Annotated in this window: 19 protein-coding genes; 16 read left to right on the forward strand and 3 right to left on the reverse strand. The window is 49.2% G+C overall.

Annotated features, from left to right (window positions below):
- Positions 1 to 59 precede the first annotated feature (59 nt).
- Entirely contained in the window at positions 60 to 1,136 is a 1,077-nt protein-coding gene (locus V7P87_RS03835) for an AraC family transcriptional regulator (RefSeq protein WP_333796244.1), read from the forward strand.
- A 75-nt stretch (positions 1,137 to 1,211) separates the two neighbouring features.
- The gene (locus V7P87_RS03840; protein WP_333796245.1) at positions 1,212 to 2,420 is read left to right on the forward strand and encodes a nuclear transport factor 2 family protein; all 1,209 of its coding nucleotides are present in this window, start codon (positions 1,212 to 1,214) and stop codon (positions 2,418 to 2,420) included.
- A gap of 91 nt (positions 2,421 to 2,511) precedes the next feature.
- On the opposite strand, the gene V7P87_RS03845 is transcribed toward V7P87_RS03840, so the two are convergent.
- Together V7P87_RS03845 and ygfZ are read right to left on the reverse strand one after the other, a co-directional pair.
- On the reverse strand, positions 2,512 to 3,003 hold the full coding sequence (locus V7P87_RS03845; protein WP_296295805.1) for an FKBP-type peptidyl-prolyl cis-trans isomerase: 492 nt from the start codon (positions 3,001 to 3,003) through the stop codon (positions 2,512 to 2,514).
- An 11-nt stretch (positions 3,004 to 3,014) separates the two neighbouring features.
- Entirely contained in the window at positions 3,015 to 3,986 is a 972-nt protein-coding gene (ygfZ, locus tag V7P87_RS03850; RefSeq protein ID WP_333796246.1) for a tRNA-modifying protein YgfZ, read from the reverse strand.
- A 123-nt stretch (positions 3,987 to 4,109) separates the two neighbouring features.
- Here ygfZ and V7P87_RS03855 point away from each other — a divergent pair, with 123 nt between their 5' ends.
- From V7P87_RS03855 to V7P87_RS03865, 3 genes are all read left to right on the forward strand, one after another.
- Positions 4,110 to 4,361: an FAD assembly factor SdhE gene (locus tag V7P87_RS03855; protein WP_333796247.1), complete on the forward strand. Its 252-nt coding sequence runs from the start codon at positions 4,110 to 4,112 to the stop codon at positions 4,359 to 4,361.
- Positions 4,339 to 4,767 carry a protein YgfX gene (locus tag V7P87_RS03860; RefSeq protein WP_333796248.1) on the forward strand — a complete coding sequence of 143 codons (429 nt, stop codon included), beginning with the start codon at positions 4,339 to 4,341 and terminating at the stop codon, positions 4,765 to 4,767. The genes V7P87_RS03855 and V7P87_RS03860 overlap by 23 nt, the downstream gene beginning before the upstream one ends.
- A gap of 116 nt (positions 4,768 to 4,883) precedes the next feature.
- Positions 4,884 to 5,168, forward strand: a complete 285-nt coding sequence (locus V7P87_RS03865) for a hypothetical protein (RefSeq protein WP_333796249.1) — start codon at positions 4,884 to 4,886, stop codon at positions 5,166 to 5,168.
- An 87-nt stretch (positions 5,169 to 5,255) separates the two neighbouring features.
- On the opposite strand, the gene nadB is transcribed toward V7P87_RS03865, so the two are convergent.
- Positions 5,256 to 6,893 (reverse strand): L-aspartate oxidase, encoded by a 1,638-nt coding sequence (gene nadB, locus V7P87_RS03870; RefSeq protein WP_333796250.1) that lies wholly within the window; start codon positions 6,891 to 6,893, stop codon positions 5,256 to 5,258.
- A 248-nt stretch (positions 6,894 to 7,141) separates the two neighbouring features.
- Here nadB and rpoE point away from each other — a divergent pair, with 248 nt between their 5' ends.
- From rpoE to acpS, 11 genes are all read left to right on the forward strand, one after another.
- Positions 7,142 to 7,717: an RNA polymerase sigma factor RpoE gene (gene rpoE / locus V7P87_RS03875; RefSeq protein ID WP_075806986.1), complete on the forward strand. Its 576-nt coding sequence runs from the start codon at positions 7,142 to 7,144 to the stop codon at positions 7,715 to 7,717.
- Between the two features lie 25 nt (positions 7,718 to 7,742).
- The gene (locus V7P87_RS03880; protein ID WP_333796251.1) at positions 7,743 to 8,396 is read left to right on the forward strand and encodes a sigma-E factor negative regulatory protein; all 654 of its coding nucleotides are present in this window, start codon (positions 7,743 to 7,745) and stop codon (positions 8,394 to 8,396) included.
- Between the two features lie 2 nt (positions 8,397 to 8,398).
- Positions 8,399 to 9,343, forward strand: a complete 945-nt coding sequence (locus tag V7P87_RS03885; RefSeq protein ID WP_333796252.1) for a MucB/RseB C-terminal domain-containing protein — start codon at positions 8,399 to 8,401, stop codon at positions 9,341 to 9,343.
- Positions 9,344 to 9,388: 45 nt separating this feature from the next.
- Positions 9,389 to 9,850, forward strand: a complete 462-nt coding sequence (locus tag V7P87_RS03890) for a SoxR reducing system RseC family protein (RefSeq protein WP_333796253.1) — start codon at positions 9,389 to 9,391, stop codon at positions 9,848 to 9,850.
- 181 nt (positions 9,851 to 10,031) lie between these two features.
- A complete protein-coding gene (gene lepA / locus V7P87_RS03895; RefSeq protein ID WP_409566851.1) occupies positions 10,032 to 11,831 on the forward strand; it encodes a translation elongation factor 4 in 1,800 nt (599 codons plus the stop codon).
- Between the two features lie 146 nt (positions 11,832 to 11,977).
- Positions 11,978 to 12,901 (forward strand): signal peptidase I, encoded by a 924-nt coding sequence (gene lepB / locus V7P87_RS03900; RefSeq protein ID WP_296295822.1) that lies wholly within the window; start codon positions 11,978 to 11,980, stop codon positions 12,899 to 12,901.
- Positions 12,902 to 12,909: 8 nt separating this feature from the next.
- Positions 12,910 to 13,584, forward strand: coding sequence for a ribonuclease III (gene rnc, locus V7P87_RS03905; RefSeq protein WP_296295823.1), 675 nt, complete (start codon positions 12,910 to 12,912; stop codon positions 13,582 to 13,584).
- Complete coding sequence (gene era / locus V7P87_RS03910; RefSeq protein WP_296295825.1) at positions 13,574 to 14,491, forward strand: GTPase Era; 918 nt, start codon at positions 13,574 to 13,576, stop codon at positions 14,489 to 14,491. The genes rnc and era overlap by 11 nt, the downstream gene beginning before the upstream one ends.
- Complete coding sequence (gene recO, locus V7P87_RS03915; protein WP_333796254.1) at positions 14,491 to 15,204, forward strand: DNA repair protein RecO; 714 nt, start codon at positions 14,491 to 14,493, stop codon at positions 15,202 to 15,204. Before era ends, recO begins: the two co-directional genes overlap by 1 nt.
- Before the next feature lie 52 nt (positions 15,205 to 15,256).
- Positions 15,257 to 15,988 (forward strand): pyridoxine 5'-phosphate synthase, encoded by a 732-nt coding sequence (gene pdxJ, locus V7P87_RS03920; RefSeq protein WP_333796255.1) that lies wholly within the window; start codon positions 15,257 to 15,259, stop codon positions 15,986 to 15,988.
- A complete protein-coding gene (gene acpS / locus V7P87_RS03925; RefSeq protein ID WP_296295829.1) occupies positions 15,988 to 16,365 on the forward strand; it encodes a holo-ACP synthase in 378 nt (125 codons plus the stop codon). Before pdxJ ends, acpS begins: the two co-directional genes overlap by 1 nt.
- Positions 16,366 to 16,385 lie beyond the last annotated feature (20 nt).

Here is a 16,385-nt window from a genome sequence, read left to right on the forward strand (position 1 = left end):
CACAAGCAGGCTCAGAGCAGCCCGGGCTTATTGCAGATGAACAAAAGGATAATGTTCGGATGGCCATTACAGAACAACTGCTATTGATGTTCAGCGCCCTGGGCGGGCTTAACGCCTGGCTGCTGGCCGGTTATTTTTTCTTCCGTAAGCCAGCACCAGCGGCTGAAAAACCAGTTGCAGATCCATTGCTGGCGTTATTGCTGCTGATGCTGAGCCTCAGAGTATTAAAATCTGTGTTGTTTTATTTTAATCCGGCCATTACCAAACAAATTTTGCAGCTGGGGTTGTCGGCCTGTGCCTTGATAGGTCCTTTGTTATTTGCCTATTGCCACAGTATTTGTGGGCCGAAAAAAAACAAGGCCTGGTATCTGTGGCCTTTAACTGTGGTGTTGCTGTTGGTGCTGGTGGTGGGACTGTTGTGGCCTTATCAGCAATACACTGAACTTTGGGCCAGTCTGATGTATCAGCTGATTAATTACAGCTGGCTTGGCTGGATTTTATTGTCCGCCTTTTGGTTATGGCGCAGCCGCAAAACCAGAACTGAGCTGGCAGCCGCTTTGCAAAAATCAGAGCTGTTGATGCTCAAAAGTCTGATTGGCGGTAATTTGCTGTTGTGGGCGGCTTATCATTTTGCCTCTTACACCTCTTATATCAGCGGTGCTTTGTCATTTAGTTTTTTATTGTATGTGGCCGTACTGACGCTTTACCTGCAAAAGCGTGCAGAACCCAAAGCAGCAGCTGTACCCTATGCCAATAAAAAATTACCGCAGCAGCAGGCCCTGTTATGGCAGCAAGAACTTGCGCAGTTGATGCAACATCAGCCACTGTATCTGGATGCCAATTTAACGCTGGCGAAACTGGCAAAACAGCTGGGCTGGTCTGTGCCAAAGCTGTCGCAATTGTTAAATGACAACCTTCAAACCTCATTTAACGACTATATCAATGCGTATCGTATTGCTTATGCCCGGCAGCTGTTAGCACAACAGGCGCCGCTGAAAATGGCCGATCTGGCCGAACAATCCGGTTTTAATGCGCTGTCTACTTTTTATAGCGCCTTTAAAAAGGCCACCGGCTTGACGCCCGCCCGCTACAAACAACAGCTGCAAGATTCCGGAATTATAAATCCGTTATCCTGAATCATATCTCGAGGCTGTCACTTCAGGCGCTGGTTTTTATGCTGGCTCCGGTTTTTAAACATCACCGGAGGAACTATGCGTTATTTATATTGTTGGACCCTGTTGCTGGGCATTGTTGCCTGCAATGTTGCAGCTGCACCAGGTCAAAACCCTGCGCCAACAGCGGCAGAAAATCACCAGTCCCTATCTGATGCGGACAGTTATCAGGCGGTGCGCCATACCCTTGAGCTGTACCTGCACGGCACCTCGTACAATCAGCAGGCTGACATTCAAGAGGCCTTTCACCCACAAGCTGAGTTATTTCTGGCCAAAGAAGGCCAGCCTGTGTGGCAGGTGCCTGTGGCTGACTATGTGAGTTGGTTTAAACCGGCCAAAGCCGGGCAATTTAACGGTCGTATTGGGGAAATTCTCAGTATTGATATTGAAGGTGAGCTGGCAACCGCCAAAGCGGAAATTCTGCAAAAAGGCTCAGGCCATCGTTATGTTGATATGTTTTTACTGAAACGTATTGAAGGCAAGTGGCAGATCATCAGTAAAGCGGCAGTGCGCCAGCCCTCAGTGCAGCATGGTGAGCGGGTGTTATTTATCTTGTCTGATGCCCATTTTCACGGTCAGTCCAACTTGCCGGCCGGTGCCAGTTTTTCAGAGATAGTCAAAGCCTACCGCACCTTTAAACAGGCAGGTTATACCGTCGACTTTATCACGCCAAAAGGTGGTGCTGTGCCTTTGGCTTATATCGACACGTCGGATCCGCTGCACAAAGAATATCTGTATCAGCAGGATCTGATGCAGGCGCTGAAATACAGCAAAACCGCAGCCCAACTGAAGGCGGGCGATTATCAGGCTGTGCATTATATAGGCGGCTCTAATGCTGTGTATGGCGTGGCAGAAGACCCGGCCATTGCACAACTGGTGATGGATATTTATCAGCAACATCAGGGCATTATTTCAGCGGTTTGCCACGGCACTGCAGGTTTAGTGCAGCTGAAAACCAAAGATGGCAAATATCTGGTCAGTGGCAAACAAGTGACAGGGTATCCGGAAGACTTTGAGCAGCAGGATGCGCCTTATTTTCAGCACTTTCCGTTGTTACTGAAAAAAACCATCACCGAGCGTGGCGGGATTTTTAAAGTGGGTCAACGCAGTGAAGCTTTTGTGCTGGTGGATGGTCATCTGGTGACAGGGCAAAACCATTTATCTTCAGAAGGGGTGGCAAAAGCCGTGATTCAACTGATCACACAAAAAAACCAGCGCCAGGCTGCAACTGCGTCAGGTGCTGATTAACTTACGTGTTTTAATGTTGCCAATAAAAACGCCGGCAAGCCGGCGTTTTTACAAACTCAACTGCAGTCAGGCTGCAGCTTTGTTTTGGCGATTAATGGCCGTGGCCTGAGTGGCCGTCCATGCCGTGGGCATGACCGTGCGCCAGCTCTTCGTCTGTGGCATCACGCACCAGCACCACTTCAACAGCAAAAGTTAAATCAATGCCCGACAGCGGGTGATTGCCATCTACGACCACTTCGTCGTCTGTCACATCTAATACAATCACAGACTGTTCGCGGCCATCCGGGCCTGCAGCGCGAAAACGCATGCCAACCGCCACTTCCATACCTTCAAACAAAGCACGTGGCACGGCCTGGGTTAATTCTTCATGGCGCTCGCCATAAGCTTCAGCAGCCGGTACTTCAACAGTAAATTTATCACCGGCTTGTTTGCCAACCAGTGCAGCTTCCAGCCCCTGAATCAATGAGCCGCTGCCATGGATAAATACCAGTGGCTCACTGCCAATAGAGCTGTCGAGTTCGTTGCCAGCTGCGTCACTGACGCTGTAATGCATAGCAACGACTTTGTTGTTTTGAATGGTCATGCAAACCTCAGTTAGTTTAAAGAATAAGGAAGAGCTTCCAGCCTGAATAAGGTTTCAGGTGCACTGGCCAGCCTTAAATGCGCGTCCGGTGCGGTATCATTGGGCAGCACAGCAAGCACTAACAGCTCACCATGAATATTGACTGCATTGACTACCACACCGCTACGGCGCCAGTTTTGCTCTAATTGTACTTCAATATCGCTGCCGGCTGCCGGAGTTTCTGCACTTTGTGCCTTGAGAATATATGTGGCTCTTTTATTTTTGCCCAGATATTTCATCCGCGCCACCATTTCCTGGCCTATGTAACAGCCCTTAGTAAAACTAATAGCATCAATGGCTTGCAGGTTCAGGTTTTGCGGCACATATTCGCCAATCAGCGCCTGCTCCAGATAGGGCAGGCCATGCAGTATATGTTGTGCCAAAAAGCGGGTGGGGGCGGCAAGGTGCAGAGCCTGGGTTGTCAGCAGCGTTTTGGCCGCCGCAATGTCCAGCACCAATAAATAATGCTGCTCAGCCAGCGCCAGTAGCTGACCGTCCGGCACTGCCACTAAAGCACCTGGGGCAGGCACTGCAAAACCAAGTGTTGCGACCAGTTTGTCGGCATCAGGGCCGCTGATGCCCAACACCGCCAGTTGCTCCTGGGTGTCGTGAAAGCTGACTTTGGAAAATACACCAAACTTTTTCAGCTGCACCAAAGACGCCTGAATTTCATCCCGAAAGCCGGTATATAAAATATCTTCACCTTGTTGCCACAAATGAAAAGTGGCCCACATTTTTCCTTTGGCGTCACAATGGGCACCACGTAAAAAATTATGTTCAGTTAAAGTATTGATATCGCAAGTGGTTTGTCCTTGCAGATATTTTTTCTGATCAGGGCCACTGATCCGCACTACATAAAAAGCCGGTAATGGACTAATAAAAGCTTGTTTGGTGTCGTTTGATAACTGTGCTAATTGTTCAGCACTGATCCAGGAGCTTTGCATAACAGATATCGCTTTTAAACCTTCAATGTTCATTGGCACAGATCATTGGGTGAAAGATGGAAAAGCACAACCCCCGCAGCAATTATTTGTTAGAATCCGGCCAGCAAAATAAGAGAGCATGTTATGTCTGAATTAATGAGTAAACCGAAATTACGCTGGGCCTGCCGTCGCGGTATGCTGGAGCTGGATATTTTGTTATCTCCTTTTGTTGAGCAGGGTTATGACGCATTAAGCCTAGAACAAAAGCATGATTTTGAACGTTTATTAGCCTGTGACGACCCGGATTTATTTGCCTGGTTTATGGGACATGCCAGGTCGCAGGATGCAACTTTGCAGCAGCTGGTGGACACCATTGTCCGGCGCGTCCGCGTTTAGCCTGCCACTCAGGCCGTCACGCTGGCGCACTGTGCCTTATGCACTGAGCCTGCTGGCGGTTGTTTTGGTTTGCCTGGTCTTGCCTTTACCCTGGTGGCAATTGTTGCTGATAAGCCCGCTGCCTGTTGTTGTGTTGTACCGGCAATTGTGCGCATGGCGACAACCTCTGTCGATCCGGATGCTGACACTGCAGCAGGACGGTCGCATCCGGTTTTTGCATGATGCCAAACCCGCAGGGCAGCTATTACCACAGTCTTTGGTATGCGGCTGGGGTTTTTGGTTGTACTGGCAGGATGAAGCAAAGCGGATCCATCAGTTGTGGTTATACCGCGATAACTTTTCCGAAGCCGATGGCAGAGCGCTGGCCCGCGCCTGCACGGAACGCCGTTGGCAAACACAAAATTAGTCATCTAAATTGCAGCTGTTGTGCTTGCCGGCTTGTTGTTATGCTGTAAGCACTTTGCTAAGTGCGCTCTGCACTTAGGTACATTTAGGTGCATTTTAATTCCCTGGATAAACACCATGACTTTGATCGAACTGGCAGGTTACGTGCCTGCGATTATTTTCCCTGCTGCAACCCTGATGCAGTTGTGGCACCTATTAAAAACCAAAACCTCCGAAGGGGTGCCGGCTTTAACCTGGCTGGCTTTTGCTGTCGGTAATTTGTCTTTGTATGTATATGCCGAAAAATATACTGAGCTGCAGTCTATTATTGGTCAGCTCGCCACAGCCGCTTTGCAGATTTATGTGGTGTATCTGATCATCAAATACCGCCGTAGAGCCTCAAAAACGGCTGGGGGCGGTTAACAAAAACTGCATCGCAGCTGACACCAAATACAAAAAAACGGCGCACAAACGCCGTTTTTGCTTGTTGCTTCAGATTGTCAAAACAACTCAGATCATCTGAGTGTTGGCCGGTTCAGCTGCACGTTCCGGCGGGGTCAGGATAGTGGGTTTGGGGTTGTCCAGCATAGCCGGATAATCCAGGGTGTAATGTAAACCGCGGCTTTCTTTACGTGCCATGGCGCAGCGGATAATCAGCTCCGCCACCATTGTCAGGTTACGCAGTTCCAGCAGGTTATTGCTGACACGGAAATGACGGTAATATTCCTGAATTTCGCGTTGTAATAATTCCACGCGGTGTAACGCACGTTCCAGCCTTTTGGTGGTGCGTACTATGCCGACAAAATCCCACATAAATAACCGCAGTTCATGCCAGTTGTGGGTGATTACTACTTCTTCATCTGAGTTACTGACGCGGCTTTCATCCCATTGTGGCAGTGAAATAGGTGCTGCTGCCTGTGCCAGATTGGCCAGAATATGTTTGGCGGCGCTTTGGGCAAATACCACACATTCCAATAATGAGTTACTGGCCATGCGGTTGGCACCATGCAGGCCGGTATAAGCCACTTCGCCAATGGCATATAAATTGGGCACATCGGTTTGGCCATTCTGGTTGGTCATCACGCCACCACAAGTGTAATGGGCGGCCGGTACCACAGGAATAGGCTGTTTGGTGATGTCGATGCCCACACTTAAACACTTGGCATAAATTGTAGGGAAGTGCTCAATAATAAAATCTTTGGGTTTATGGCTGATGTCGAGATACACACAAGGCACACCTAAACGTTTCATTTCAAAGTCGATAGCACGGGCAACCACATCACGGGGAGCCAGCTCAGCGCGCTCATCAAAATCCGGCATAAAACGCGAGCCGTCCGGCCTTTTTAAATAAGCGCCTTCACCGCGCATGGCTTCGGTGATGAGATAATTGCGGGCGTCCGGGTGATATAAACTGGTGGGGTGGAACTGGTTAAATTCCATATTGGCCACCCGGCAACCGGCACGCCATGCCATGGCAATACCGTCACCACTGGCCACATCCGGATTGCTGGTATAAAGGTACACTTTACTGGCGCCGCCTGTTGCTAATGCCACAAAACGGGCAGAAATGACTTCAACTTGCTCTGAGTTGCGGTTCCAGACATAAGCGCCATAACAATGTTGACCCGCCAGGCCCAGCTTTGTTGCTGTGATCAGGTCGATAGCGTTGTAATTTTCCAGCAAACGGATATTCGGGTGGGCTTTGACCTGATCAACCAAAGTAATTTGCACAGCGCGGCCTGTGGCGTCTGCTGCATGCAGAATACGTCTGTGGCTATGGCCACCTTCGCGGGTCAGATGGTACTTTAACACCCCGTCTTCGTCACGGTACTGATCAAAAGGCACACCTTGTTCAATCAGCCATTCCATCGCTTCTTTGGCATGCTCGGCGGTAAATTTCACTGCTTGTGCGTCGCATAAACCGGCGCCGGCAATCAGGGTGTCGCTGACATGGGAGTCGATGCTGTCGTTTTCGTCAAACACAGCGGCAATGCCACCTTGTGCGTATAAAGTGGAACCTTCGCGCAGCGGGCCTTTACTCAGCACCATCACATTCAGTTTATCTGCCAGTTGCAGCGCCAAAGACAAACCGGCAGCGCCGCTGCCAATAATTAATACGTCACAAAGATGTTCTTTTTGCTGTTGCATGCGATACACTTAAATCTGACAAAAAACAGAATCTTAGTTGAGTAAAAAGCCAGGCAGGCTGCGACTGGCGCTGAGGTGTCCGTCAGCGTTCGGATGGGCTATATGTCATCCAATGCGGTCAGGATCAATCTATTGTAACTTTTTTATCTATTAAACCGAACTTTTTCACTTCGGTCCCGTCATAAGGGTACGCTTGACGAGAGCCGGTTGCAAAATTTAGCAGTAAGCAAAACAGGGGACAAGCTCGGATGAGCGAGCAAGAATTGGATTGGCAGATAGTCCAGCGGGTACAACAAGGGGATAAAGCAGCTTTTAATCTGTTGGTAAGAAAATATCAGCACAGATTAGCGAACTTAATTTCAAGGTACGTCTCTAATCATGGCGACGTGGCAGATGTAGCACAAGAAGCCTTTATTAAAGCTTATCGTGCGCTGCCAGGCTTTCGCGGAGACAGTGCGTTTTACACCTGGTTGTATCGTATTGCTGTAAACAGTGCAAAAAACTATCTGGTGGCCAACGGCCGCAAACCGCCGTCAACAGACGTTGATGCGGAAGAAGCTGACTCTTACGAGGGCAGTGATGCGTTAAAAGTGCAGGATTCGCCGGAAAAGCTGTTGCTGACCGAGGAAATCCGCCATGTAGTGTTCGAAACTATTGAAAAATTGCCGGAAGAATTGCGCATTGCCATTACTTTGCGTGAGATGGATGGTCTGAGTTACGAAGAAATTGCCGAAGTGATGGGCTGTCCTATAGGCACAGTCCGTAGCCGGATCTTCCGGGCACGCGAAGCAATTGACATCCAGCTGAAGCCATTAATCAGCTGACCTATGAACAAAGACAGGATTATGTATGTCGTCTGAAAAACAAGATTGGCTATCTGCCGCCAGTGATAACCAAGGCATCAGTGCGCAACAGCTCGACTCTTTGTTACAAGATCCCGACCTGCAACAGCAGTGGCTGCGTTATCAGATGATAGGCAATGTGATCCGCAACGAATTACCAGCTCAGGTTGATCTTCAGTTTGCTGATAACTTTGCGTTATTACTTGAGAATGAAGAAATTCACCAGTTGCAGCCGGAGCCTGAGTTGCAGCTGGCTGCTGTGGCTGCGACGTCCCGTTTTGGCAAATTTAAATCAGCTGCCAATATGCCTTGGATAAAAACCATGTTGCAGGGAGCTATTGCTGCCAGTGTAGCCATAGTGGCTGTAGTGGGCGTGCAACAAAGCCAGCAATCGCCTGATGAAGCTTTAACTTCACCTTTGCCGGTGTTGCAAACCAGACCTATCGGCGGTGTAGCCACTCCTGTCAGTTTAAGTCAGAGTTCAGTGGATTCGCGTTTTGCCGCTCAGCAGCAACAATTACAGCTGGAGCAACAACGCCGGTTGCAGGAGCTCATGCAGGCTCGGCAACAGCAAATCCGTTTACTTGAACAAACTGCACAGCAGCAACAAAAAAATCAGCAAAACCAGCCTGTTGTTGAGCAGCCTCCACGCGGACAATAAAAATGCCTGTGTTGTTGTGGTTAAGCTGTCTGTTGCTGAGTTTGTCAGCAGCAGCCAGCAATGATGGCTGGCTGCAGTTTGAGCGCAGCCAGCAAGCGGTTAAAAAATTCAACTTTGACGTCACCTTTGTGCAGATGCGCAGCAATCAGCTGAATACTTTCCGCTGGTTACATGGGGTGCATCAGGCCTCAGGCAGCCTGCCTGTGCAAACCGAACTTGAGCAGCTCATTCCACAAGACCTTGCCGGCACTGACACCTTCAGACGCAATGACAGGGTGTATTATTCGTCCCCAGGTAATTCGTTGCTGGTCACTGTCAATCAGTCGATTAAAGAGTTGCCAGCAATATTGTTCCAGTCACCAAGCGACATTATGAAATTGTATGACGCAGTGCTCGGCAGCAGCACTTCGTTGTCAGGCCGCACCGCCCAATTGCTCAGACTAACCGCTTTTAACAACGGCCGCTTTAGTTACTGGCTGTGGTTGGATGGCGAAACCGGCTTTCCTCTTCGGGTAGATACTGTTGATCAAAACAATGAAGTGCTGGAACGCTGGATGGTAGTACATATGCAGCTTAAACCCAGCCTGCCACAAGAATTAATGGGTTTACTCAGCGCTGATTTACCGACCGACCCCTTGCAGTTACCGCAGAGTGAATCCCGGCAGCAAGTTGATTTTCAGCTGGGCTGGTTGCCTGACGGTTACCAGCTGGTGTTACAGCAACAGACACCAATGGCACCCAATAATACGGTGCTGGCTTCCTGGTTATTAACCGATGGTTTGCATCAGGTTTCGGTCTTTGTGCAGCCATCGGCCGGTTTACCCGCCCAGGCTTTTCGTGATGGAGCTACCACTTTATTGGTGCTGCCCAAGCAGAATATTGACGTCACTGTTATAGGCCCGCTTGATGTGGCCGTTGCGAACAAACTGGCAGATTCCGTTCATTAAGCGGTGCAGCTATAATGCCCGATTTATCGTTACAGGCACAGCAGCATGGTTGAAGAGATAGCCACAGTAGTTCAGACAGAGGCACAGGGTGTCTGGTTAGAAACCAGGGTGCAAAGCAGTTGTCAGGCCTGCAGTGCCAACGATAGCTGCACCAGTGGTGTGGTGGCCAAACATCTGACCAACCGCCAGTACCGTTTTTTTCTGCCTTATCCTTCTTCGCAGTATGCTGAATTATTGCCTGGCCAACAGGTGCGCATTGGCATTCATGAAGGCGTACTACTGAAATCTGCCCTTGTGGTGTATCTGTTACCGTTGTTGTTATTTATTGCCGCAGTGCTTTTGATGTACTGGGCAGAGGCAAGCGAAGGCTGGCAATTGTTTGCTGGTATTGTGGCCGCTTTGCCCGGTTATTATTTGGCACGTCGTTTTGGTTTACAGCAAGGTGGTGCTGAACAACAGGTTGAGTTATTGGCCGTGTTGCCGACGCTGGCAGTGCAGCAGCAATAATACTGCACTTATCATCAGAGCTGCAGCGAAAACCCCCACTGGCGTGAAAGCCTAAGAACACATAGCAACCTCGCAGCAAATCAAGTACAATTCGCGGCAATTTTAATCTGTGGTCTGTCAGCACCTGATGTTTTAACGTCGGTGTCTAGCGGCCAATCAGCTCAGCTTTATATTGGAAAAAATGGCAAAAATATCTCATATCCGCAATTTCTCCGTCATTGCTCACATTGACCATGGCAAATCAACCTTGTCTGACCGGCTGATCCAATTTTGTGGTGGTTTGTCTGATCGGGAAATGCAGGAACAAGTGCTGGATTCGATGGATCTGGAGCGTGAACGTGGTATCACCATCAAAGCGCAAAGTGTAACGCTGAACTACAAAGCCAAAGACGGTGAAACTTATCAGCTGAACTTTATCGACACCCCGGGTCACGTTGACTTTACCTATGAAGTCAGCCGCTCATTGGCCGCCTGTGAAGGTGCCTTATTGGTCGTGGACGCCGGCCAGGGTGTAGAAGCACAAACTGTTGCCAACTGTTATACAGCGCTGGAAATGAACCTGGAAGTATTGCCGGTTCTGAACAAAATTGACCTGCCACAGGCTGAACCTGAGCGTGTTGCTGAAGAAATTGAAGACATCATTGGTATCGAAGCCGTGGGTGCTGTGCAGTGTTCTGCCAAAACCGGTTTAGGTATTGAAGATGTGCTGGAAACAATCGTCAAGGGTATCCCTTGCCCTGAAGGTGATGTGGACGCGCCAACCCAGGCACTGATCATCGACTCCTGGTTCGACCCCTACCAGGGCGTTGTGTCACTGGTACGCGTTAAACACGGTAAAATTCAGGCCAAAGACAAAATTAAAATTATGTCGAGCGGCGCCGTCTACGAAGTGGACAAAGTGGGTATTTTTACGCCAAAAGCAAAAAATACCGGCATTTTAAGCACTGGCGAAGTAGGTTTTGTCATTGCCGGTATTAAGGAAATTAAAGGCGCACCTGTTGGCGATACCTTAACATTGGCAAAAAATTCAGCCACTGAACCTTTACCAGGCTTTAAACGCATTAAACCTCAGGTGTATGCCGGTGTATATCCGGTGTCGTCAGACGACTATGAAGATTTCCGTGATGCGCTGGAAAAACTCAGCTTAAACGACTCATCTTTGTTTTATGAACCAGAAAGCTCCAGCGCTTTAGGTTTTGGTTTCCGTATTGGTTTCCTGGGTATGTTACATATGGAAATCATTCAGGAACGGTTAGAGCGTGAATACGATCTGGACCTCATCACCACGGCACCAACAGTAGTGTATGAAGTTGTGACCAAAGCTGGTGAAACCGTGATGGTTGATAACCCAAGCGACTTACCGCCAGTTGGGAATATTGACGAAATCCGCGAGCCTATTGTTGAAGCCCATATTCTGGTACCACAGGAATACTTAGGTAACGTGATTAACCTTTGTATTGAAAAACGTGGTGTACAAATCAATATGACGTACCACGGTCGTCAGGTGGCAGTGGTATATGAACTGCCAATGGCGGAAGTAGTCATGGACTTCTTCGACCGGTTAAAATCAACCAGCCGTGGTTATGCCTCTTTGGATTACGCTTTTAAACGTTTCCAAACCTCGGACATGTCACGGGTGGATATTCTGATCAACGGTGAAAGAGTGGATGCGCTGGCTATTATCAGCCACCGTGATTTTGCGCAGAGCCGTGGCCGCGATCTGGCCGAAAAACTCAAAGAGCTGATCCCTCGTCAGATGTTTGATATCGCCATTCAGGCCGCTATTGGCAGTCATATTATTGCCCGTACTACGGTGAAACAATTACGTAAAAACGTATTGGCCAAGTGTTATGGCGGTGATGTCAGCCGGAAGAAAAAGCTGTTACAAAAACAAAAGGAAGGTAAAAAGCGCATGAAGCAAGTGGGCAATGTTGAAGTGCCACAAGAAGCGTTTTTAGCCATTCTGAAAGTAGGCAAATAGCCTGCATTTCCGTGATTGCGGCGCTGTTTTACCAGCGCCGCAGTTGTTACAGCTGGTAACAATATATAGTGCAACAGCAGCAGCAACTGCACATAGTTCAGCGGTAAGCTGAGATATCAGAGACAGCAACGAGGATTGGATTTTTCATGGCAGGTTATTTTGCAATATTTTTAGTGGCATTAACGGTCGGCAGCGGTTTAATTTGGTTGTTTGATGCTTTAGTGCTGGCGCCTAAACGCAAAATGAAACTGGCGCAGGCGGAAGCCGCAGCCGGCACCGCCTTGTCTGAAGAAGTGAAACAACAAATTGCGCCTCAGTCTTATATCGCGGAAACAGCGCAGTCGATTTTCCCGTTAATTGCCGTGATCACCATTTTCCGGTCTTTTTTATACGAACCTTTCCAGATTCCATCCGGCTCTATGATGCCAACCCTGCTGGTTGGTGATTTTATTCTGGTGGAAAAATATTCTTACGATGTCAAAGACCCGATTTGGCGCACTACCTTAATTCAAACCGGTAAACCTGAACATGGTGATGTGGCGGTGTTTAAATATCCGGAGCAGCCGAATGTGGATTACATCAAACGTATTATTGGTTTACCTGGCGATCGTATTGTTTATAAAAACAAACAGTTATATATCCAGAAAGCCTGTGATAAAAACCTGAATCAGCCATGCCCTGTGCTGGAACCCATGCATCAGGAATTGCAGTCGGAAGGTGAATTTTTCTTAGGCCCTTATCCACTGAAACGTTTTACTGAACAAGGCCCAACCAAACAATATGACATTCTGCAAAATGCCATGCTGCCTGAGCCTATTCATAACTATTACCGCCAGCCTGGTACTGAAACTACAGAATTTGTGGTGCCAGCCGGCCATTATTTTGCCATGGGCGATAACCGCGATAACAGCCGCGACAGCCGGTTCTGGGGTTTTGTACCAGAGCAGAATCTGGTGGGCAAAGCGGTGTTTAAGTGGATGAGTTTTGAATTTAATGAGGATCCGAACAGTGCCATTCCAGGCTGGGTGCCAGTTGGCATTCGCTTTGAACGTTTAGGCCGGATTGAATAAGGGTAGGCATGCAAGTTTCTTTAGCGCCATTACAACGACGTCTGGGTTATCAGTTTGTGCAGCCTGAGCTGCTGGAACAGGCGCTGACCCACCGCAGCTGTAAAGGCAAACATAACGAACGGCTGGAGTTTTTAGGGGATGCCATTTTAAGTTTTGTCATCGCCGAAGCGCTGTATCAGAATTTCCCGAAAACACGGGAAGGTGATTTAACCCGGATGCGGGCATCCCTGGTCAAAGGGGTCACCCTGGCTGAGATTGCCAAAGAGCTGCAGCTGTCTGAATTTTTACGCTTGGGGCCAGGTGAGTTAAAAAGTGGTGGTTTTCGCCGTGAGTCTATTCTGGCTGATGCGGTAGAAGCCATTTTAGGTGCCATTTATTTAGATGGTGGCGCCCAGCCCTGCAAAGAACGGATCCTGGCCTGGTTTGGTTCGCGCCTGACGGTCATTGAACCCGGCGTGCAAAAAGATTCCAAAACCAAACTGCAGGAATATCTGCAGGGCCGCAAAATGGCGTTACCCCAATACGAAGTGATTGAAGTAATGGGAGAAGCCCATGATCAAACCTTCACCGTAAAATGTACAGTGGCTGGCATGCAGCCTATTATTGCCAGTGGCAGCTCACGCCGTAAGGCCGAGCAGGACTGCGCGAACCTGGTGTTGGAACAGCTTACCCATGACAAATAATATTCCTGAAACCGCCGGCGAAACTTTTGCCGGTTTAGTGGCTATTGTTGGCCGGCCTAATGTGGGTAAATCCACTTTGCTCAATCAGCTGATTGGCCAGAAAGTCAGTATCACGTCAAAAAAACCACAAACCACCCGCCACCGTATTGTTGGCATCGACACTGTGGGTCAATACCAGACGGTCTATGTGGATACGCCAGGCCTGCACAGTGAAGAAAAACGTGCGATTAACCGACTGATGAACAAAGCAGCTGCCAGTTCAATTCTGGACGTGGAGCTGGTGATCTTTGTGGTGGAGGGCACCCGCTGGCTGGAAGACGATCAGATGGTGTTAAACCGGTTGATTGCCGCCAACAAACCGGTGATCCTGGTGGTGAACAAAGTGGATCTGTACAAAGACAAAGAAGAGTTATTGCCACATTTACAATGGCTTGGCACTCAGCTGTCTTTTGTGGAAATAGTGCCGCTTTCGGCAGAAAAAGGCACCAATGTGGCCGCGCTGCGTGACATAGTGCATAAACACCTGCCACCTTGTGAGTTTTTCTTCCCGGAAGATTACATCACTGACCGCTCACAACGTTTTATGGCATCCGAAATTGTGCGTGAAAAGCTGATGCGCTTTTTGGGTGACGAGCTGCCGTATTCGGTCACGGTAGAAATTGAGCGTTTTAAGTGGGAAGAAAAACACTACCACATTGCTGCGCTGATTCTGGTGGAGCGTGACACGCAAAAACGCATGGTGATAGGTAAAGCCGGTGAACGGATCAAAACTATCGCCTCTGAAGCCCGCAAAGATATGGAAGACCTGTTTGAACAACCGGTATTTCTGCAAATGTGGGTCAAGGTCAAATCTGGCTGGGCCGATGACGAGCGGGCACTGCGCAGCTTGGGTTATGGCGAAGATTAATGACCACAGGCTTTAGTCCCGCTTATCTGCTGCACAGCAGAGCCTTTCGCGACGACAAGCTGTTATTGGATTTATTGTTACCTGAACAAGGGCGTTTGCGTGCAGTGGCACGCCGGCCCGGCAAAAAACAAGGCGGGCGCAGCAATTGGCCCGCTTTTGCATTATTGGCCGTCCAACTTACCGGCCGCGGTGAATTAAAAACAGTGCGGGCACTGGAAGAACAGCAACCGGCGCTGCAATTTCAGGGTAACTTTTTATTTAGTGCTATGTATATCAACGAGCTGCTGTGCCGCATTTGGCCGCAGGATGTGGCAAGTGAGCATCTATTTGCCCTGTATCAGCAAAGTTTGCTGGATTTAGCCGCTGCCCAGCCGCATCCGGGGTTATTGCAGCCGGTGCTGCGCCGGTTTGAATTCATGCTGCTCAGCGAACTGGGTGTGCCGGTGGATTTGACCTTTGATGCGCAGCAACAACCGCTGGCTGTTGATGGCCTGTATCAGTGGCAGGTTGAAGCCGGGTTAGTGCGCACAGGTTTTATCGATGCCAACGGCAGGCAGCATGGTGTGGGCTGGCCGGGGGAGGCTTTAATGGCAATAGCCCGCGGCCAATGGCATGACGAATCACTGCGTGTTGCCAAACAACTGTGCCGTTATTTATTACAACCGCTACTTGGCAATCAACCGCTTGCCAGTCGGGCCCTGTTTAACCGATAGTTTTAAAAGTGAGATGCAGTAGCTGAAACCTGCTGCAACCCGGAGACTTATGATGCAACCCATTTATTTAGGCGTAAATATCGACCATGTTGCCACTGTGCGTCAGGCCCGCGGCAGCCAGTATCCTGAACCTGTACATGCGGCTTTATTGGCCGAGCAGGCCGGTGCCGACGGTATCACAGTGCATTTACGTGAAGATCGCCGCCATATTCAGGACAGGGACGTGTTTTTATTAAAAGACACTATTCAGACCCGACTGAATTTTGAAATGGGTGTCACTGACGAAATGCTGGCGATTGCCCGCAAACTCAAACCACATTTTTGCTGTTTGGTGCCGGAAAAACGCCAGGAACTGACCACAGAAGGTGGCCTCGATGTGGCAGGGCATTTTAGCCATATTGAAAGTGCAGTAAAAACTCTGACTGACGACGGCATTCTGGTGTCGTTATTTATTGACGCTGATTTCACACAAATTGCTGCTGCTGCCAAAGCAGGTGCACCTTATATTGAAATTCACACCGGTGCTTATGCCGACGCCACTTGCCCTAAACAGCAGTTGGCTGAGCTTGAGCGGATCCGCTCTGCCGCAGAATATGCCGCATCGCTTGGCATAGTGGTGAACGCCGGCCATGGTTTACATTTTCACAATGTGCAGGCCATTGCTGCCATTCCGCAGATGTATGAGCTGAATATTGGTCATGCGCTGATCGCCCGGGCTATTTTTACCGGTTTAGGCCCGGCCGTTGCTGAAATGAAAAGGTTAATGGTGGAGGCGCGCCGCTAATGGCCATCCTCGGGCTTGGCACTGACATTGTGGAAATTTGCCGTATTGAGCAAAGTTTACAGCGCTCCCCACGGCTGGTTGAGCGGGTGCTGACCGAGGCCGAAAGGGCGATTTATCAGCAGCATAAACAGCCGGTGCGTTATTTTGCCAAAAGGTTTGCCGCCAAAGAGGCGGCGGCCAAAGCATTGGGTACAGGCATAGGGCGGGGGATTTCCTTTCAGCATTTTGCTATCAGCAATGACGAATTTGGCCGGCCGCAGTTGCAGTTAACAGATGCAGCCTTAGTGCTAGCAGAAAAACTCGGGGTGAAACACTGCTGGTTGTCGATCAGCGACGAGCAGGCTTTTGCCTGTGCCACTGTCATTTTTGAATCCTGATATTGTTGTCTGACAAAGCC

The sequence above is a fragment of the Rheinheimera sp. genome (assembly GCF_036782235.1).
GTDB lineage: Bacteria > Pseudomonadota > Gammaproteobacteria > Enterobacterales > Alteromonadaceae > Pararheinheimera.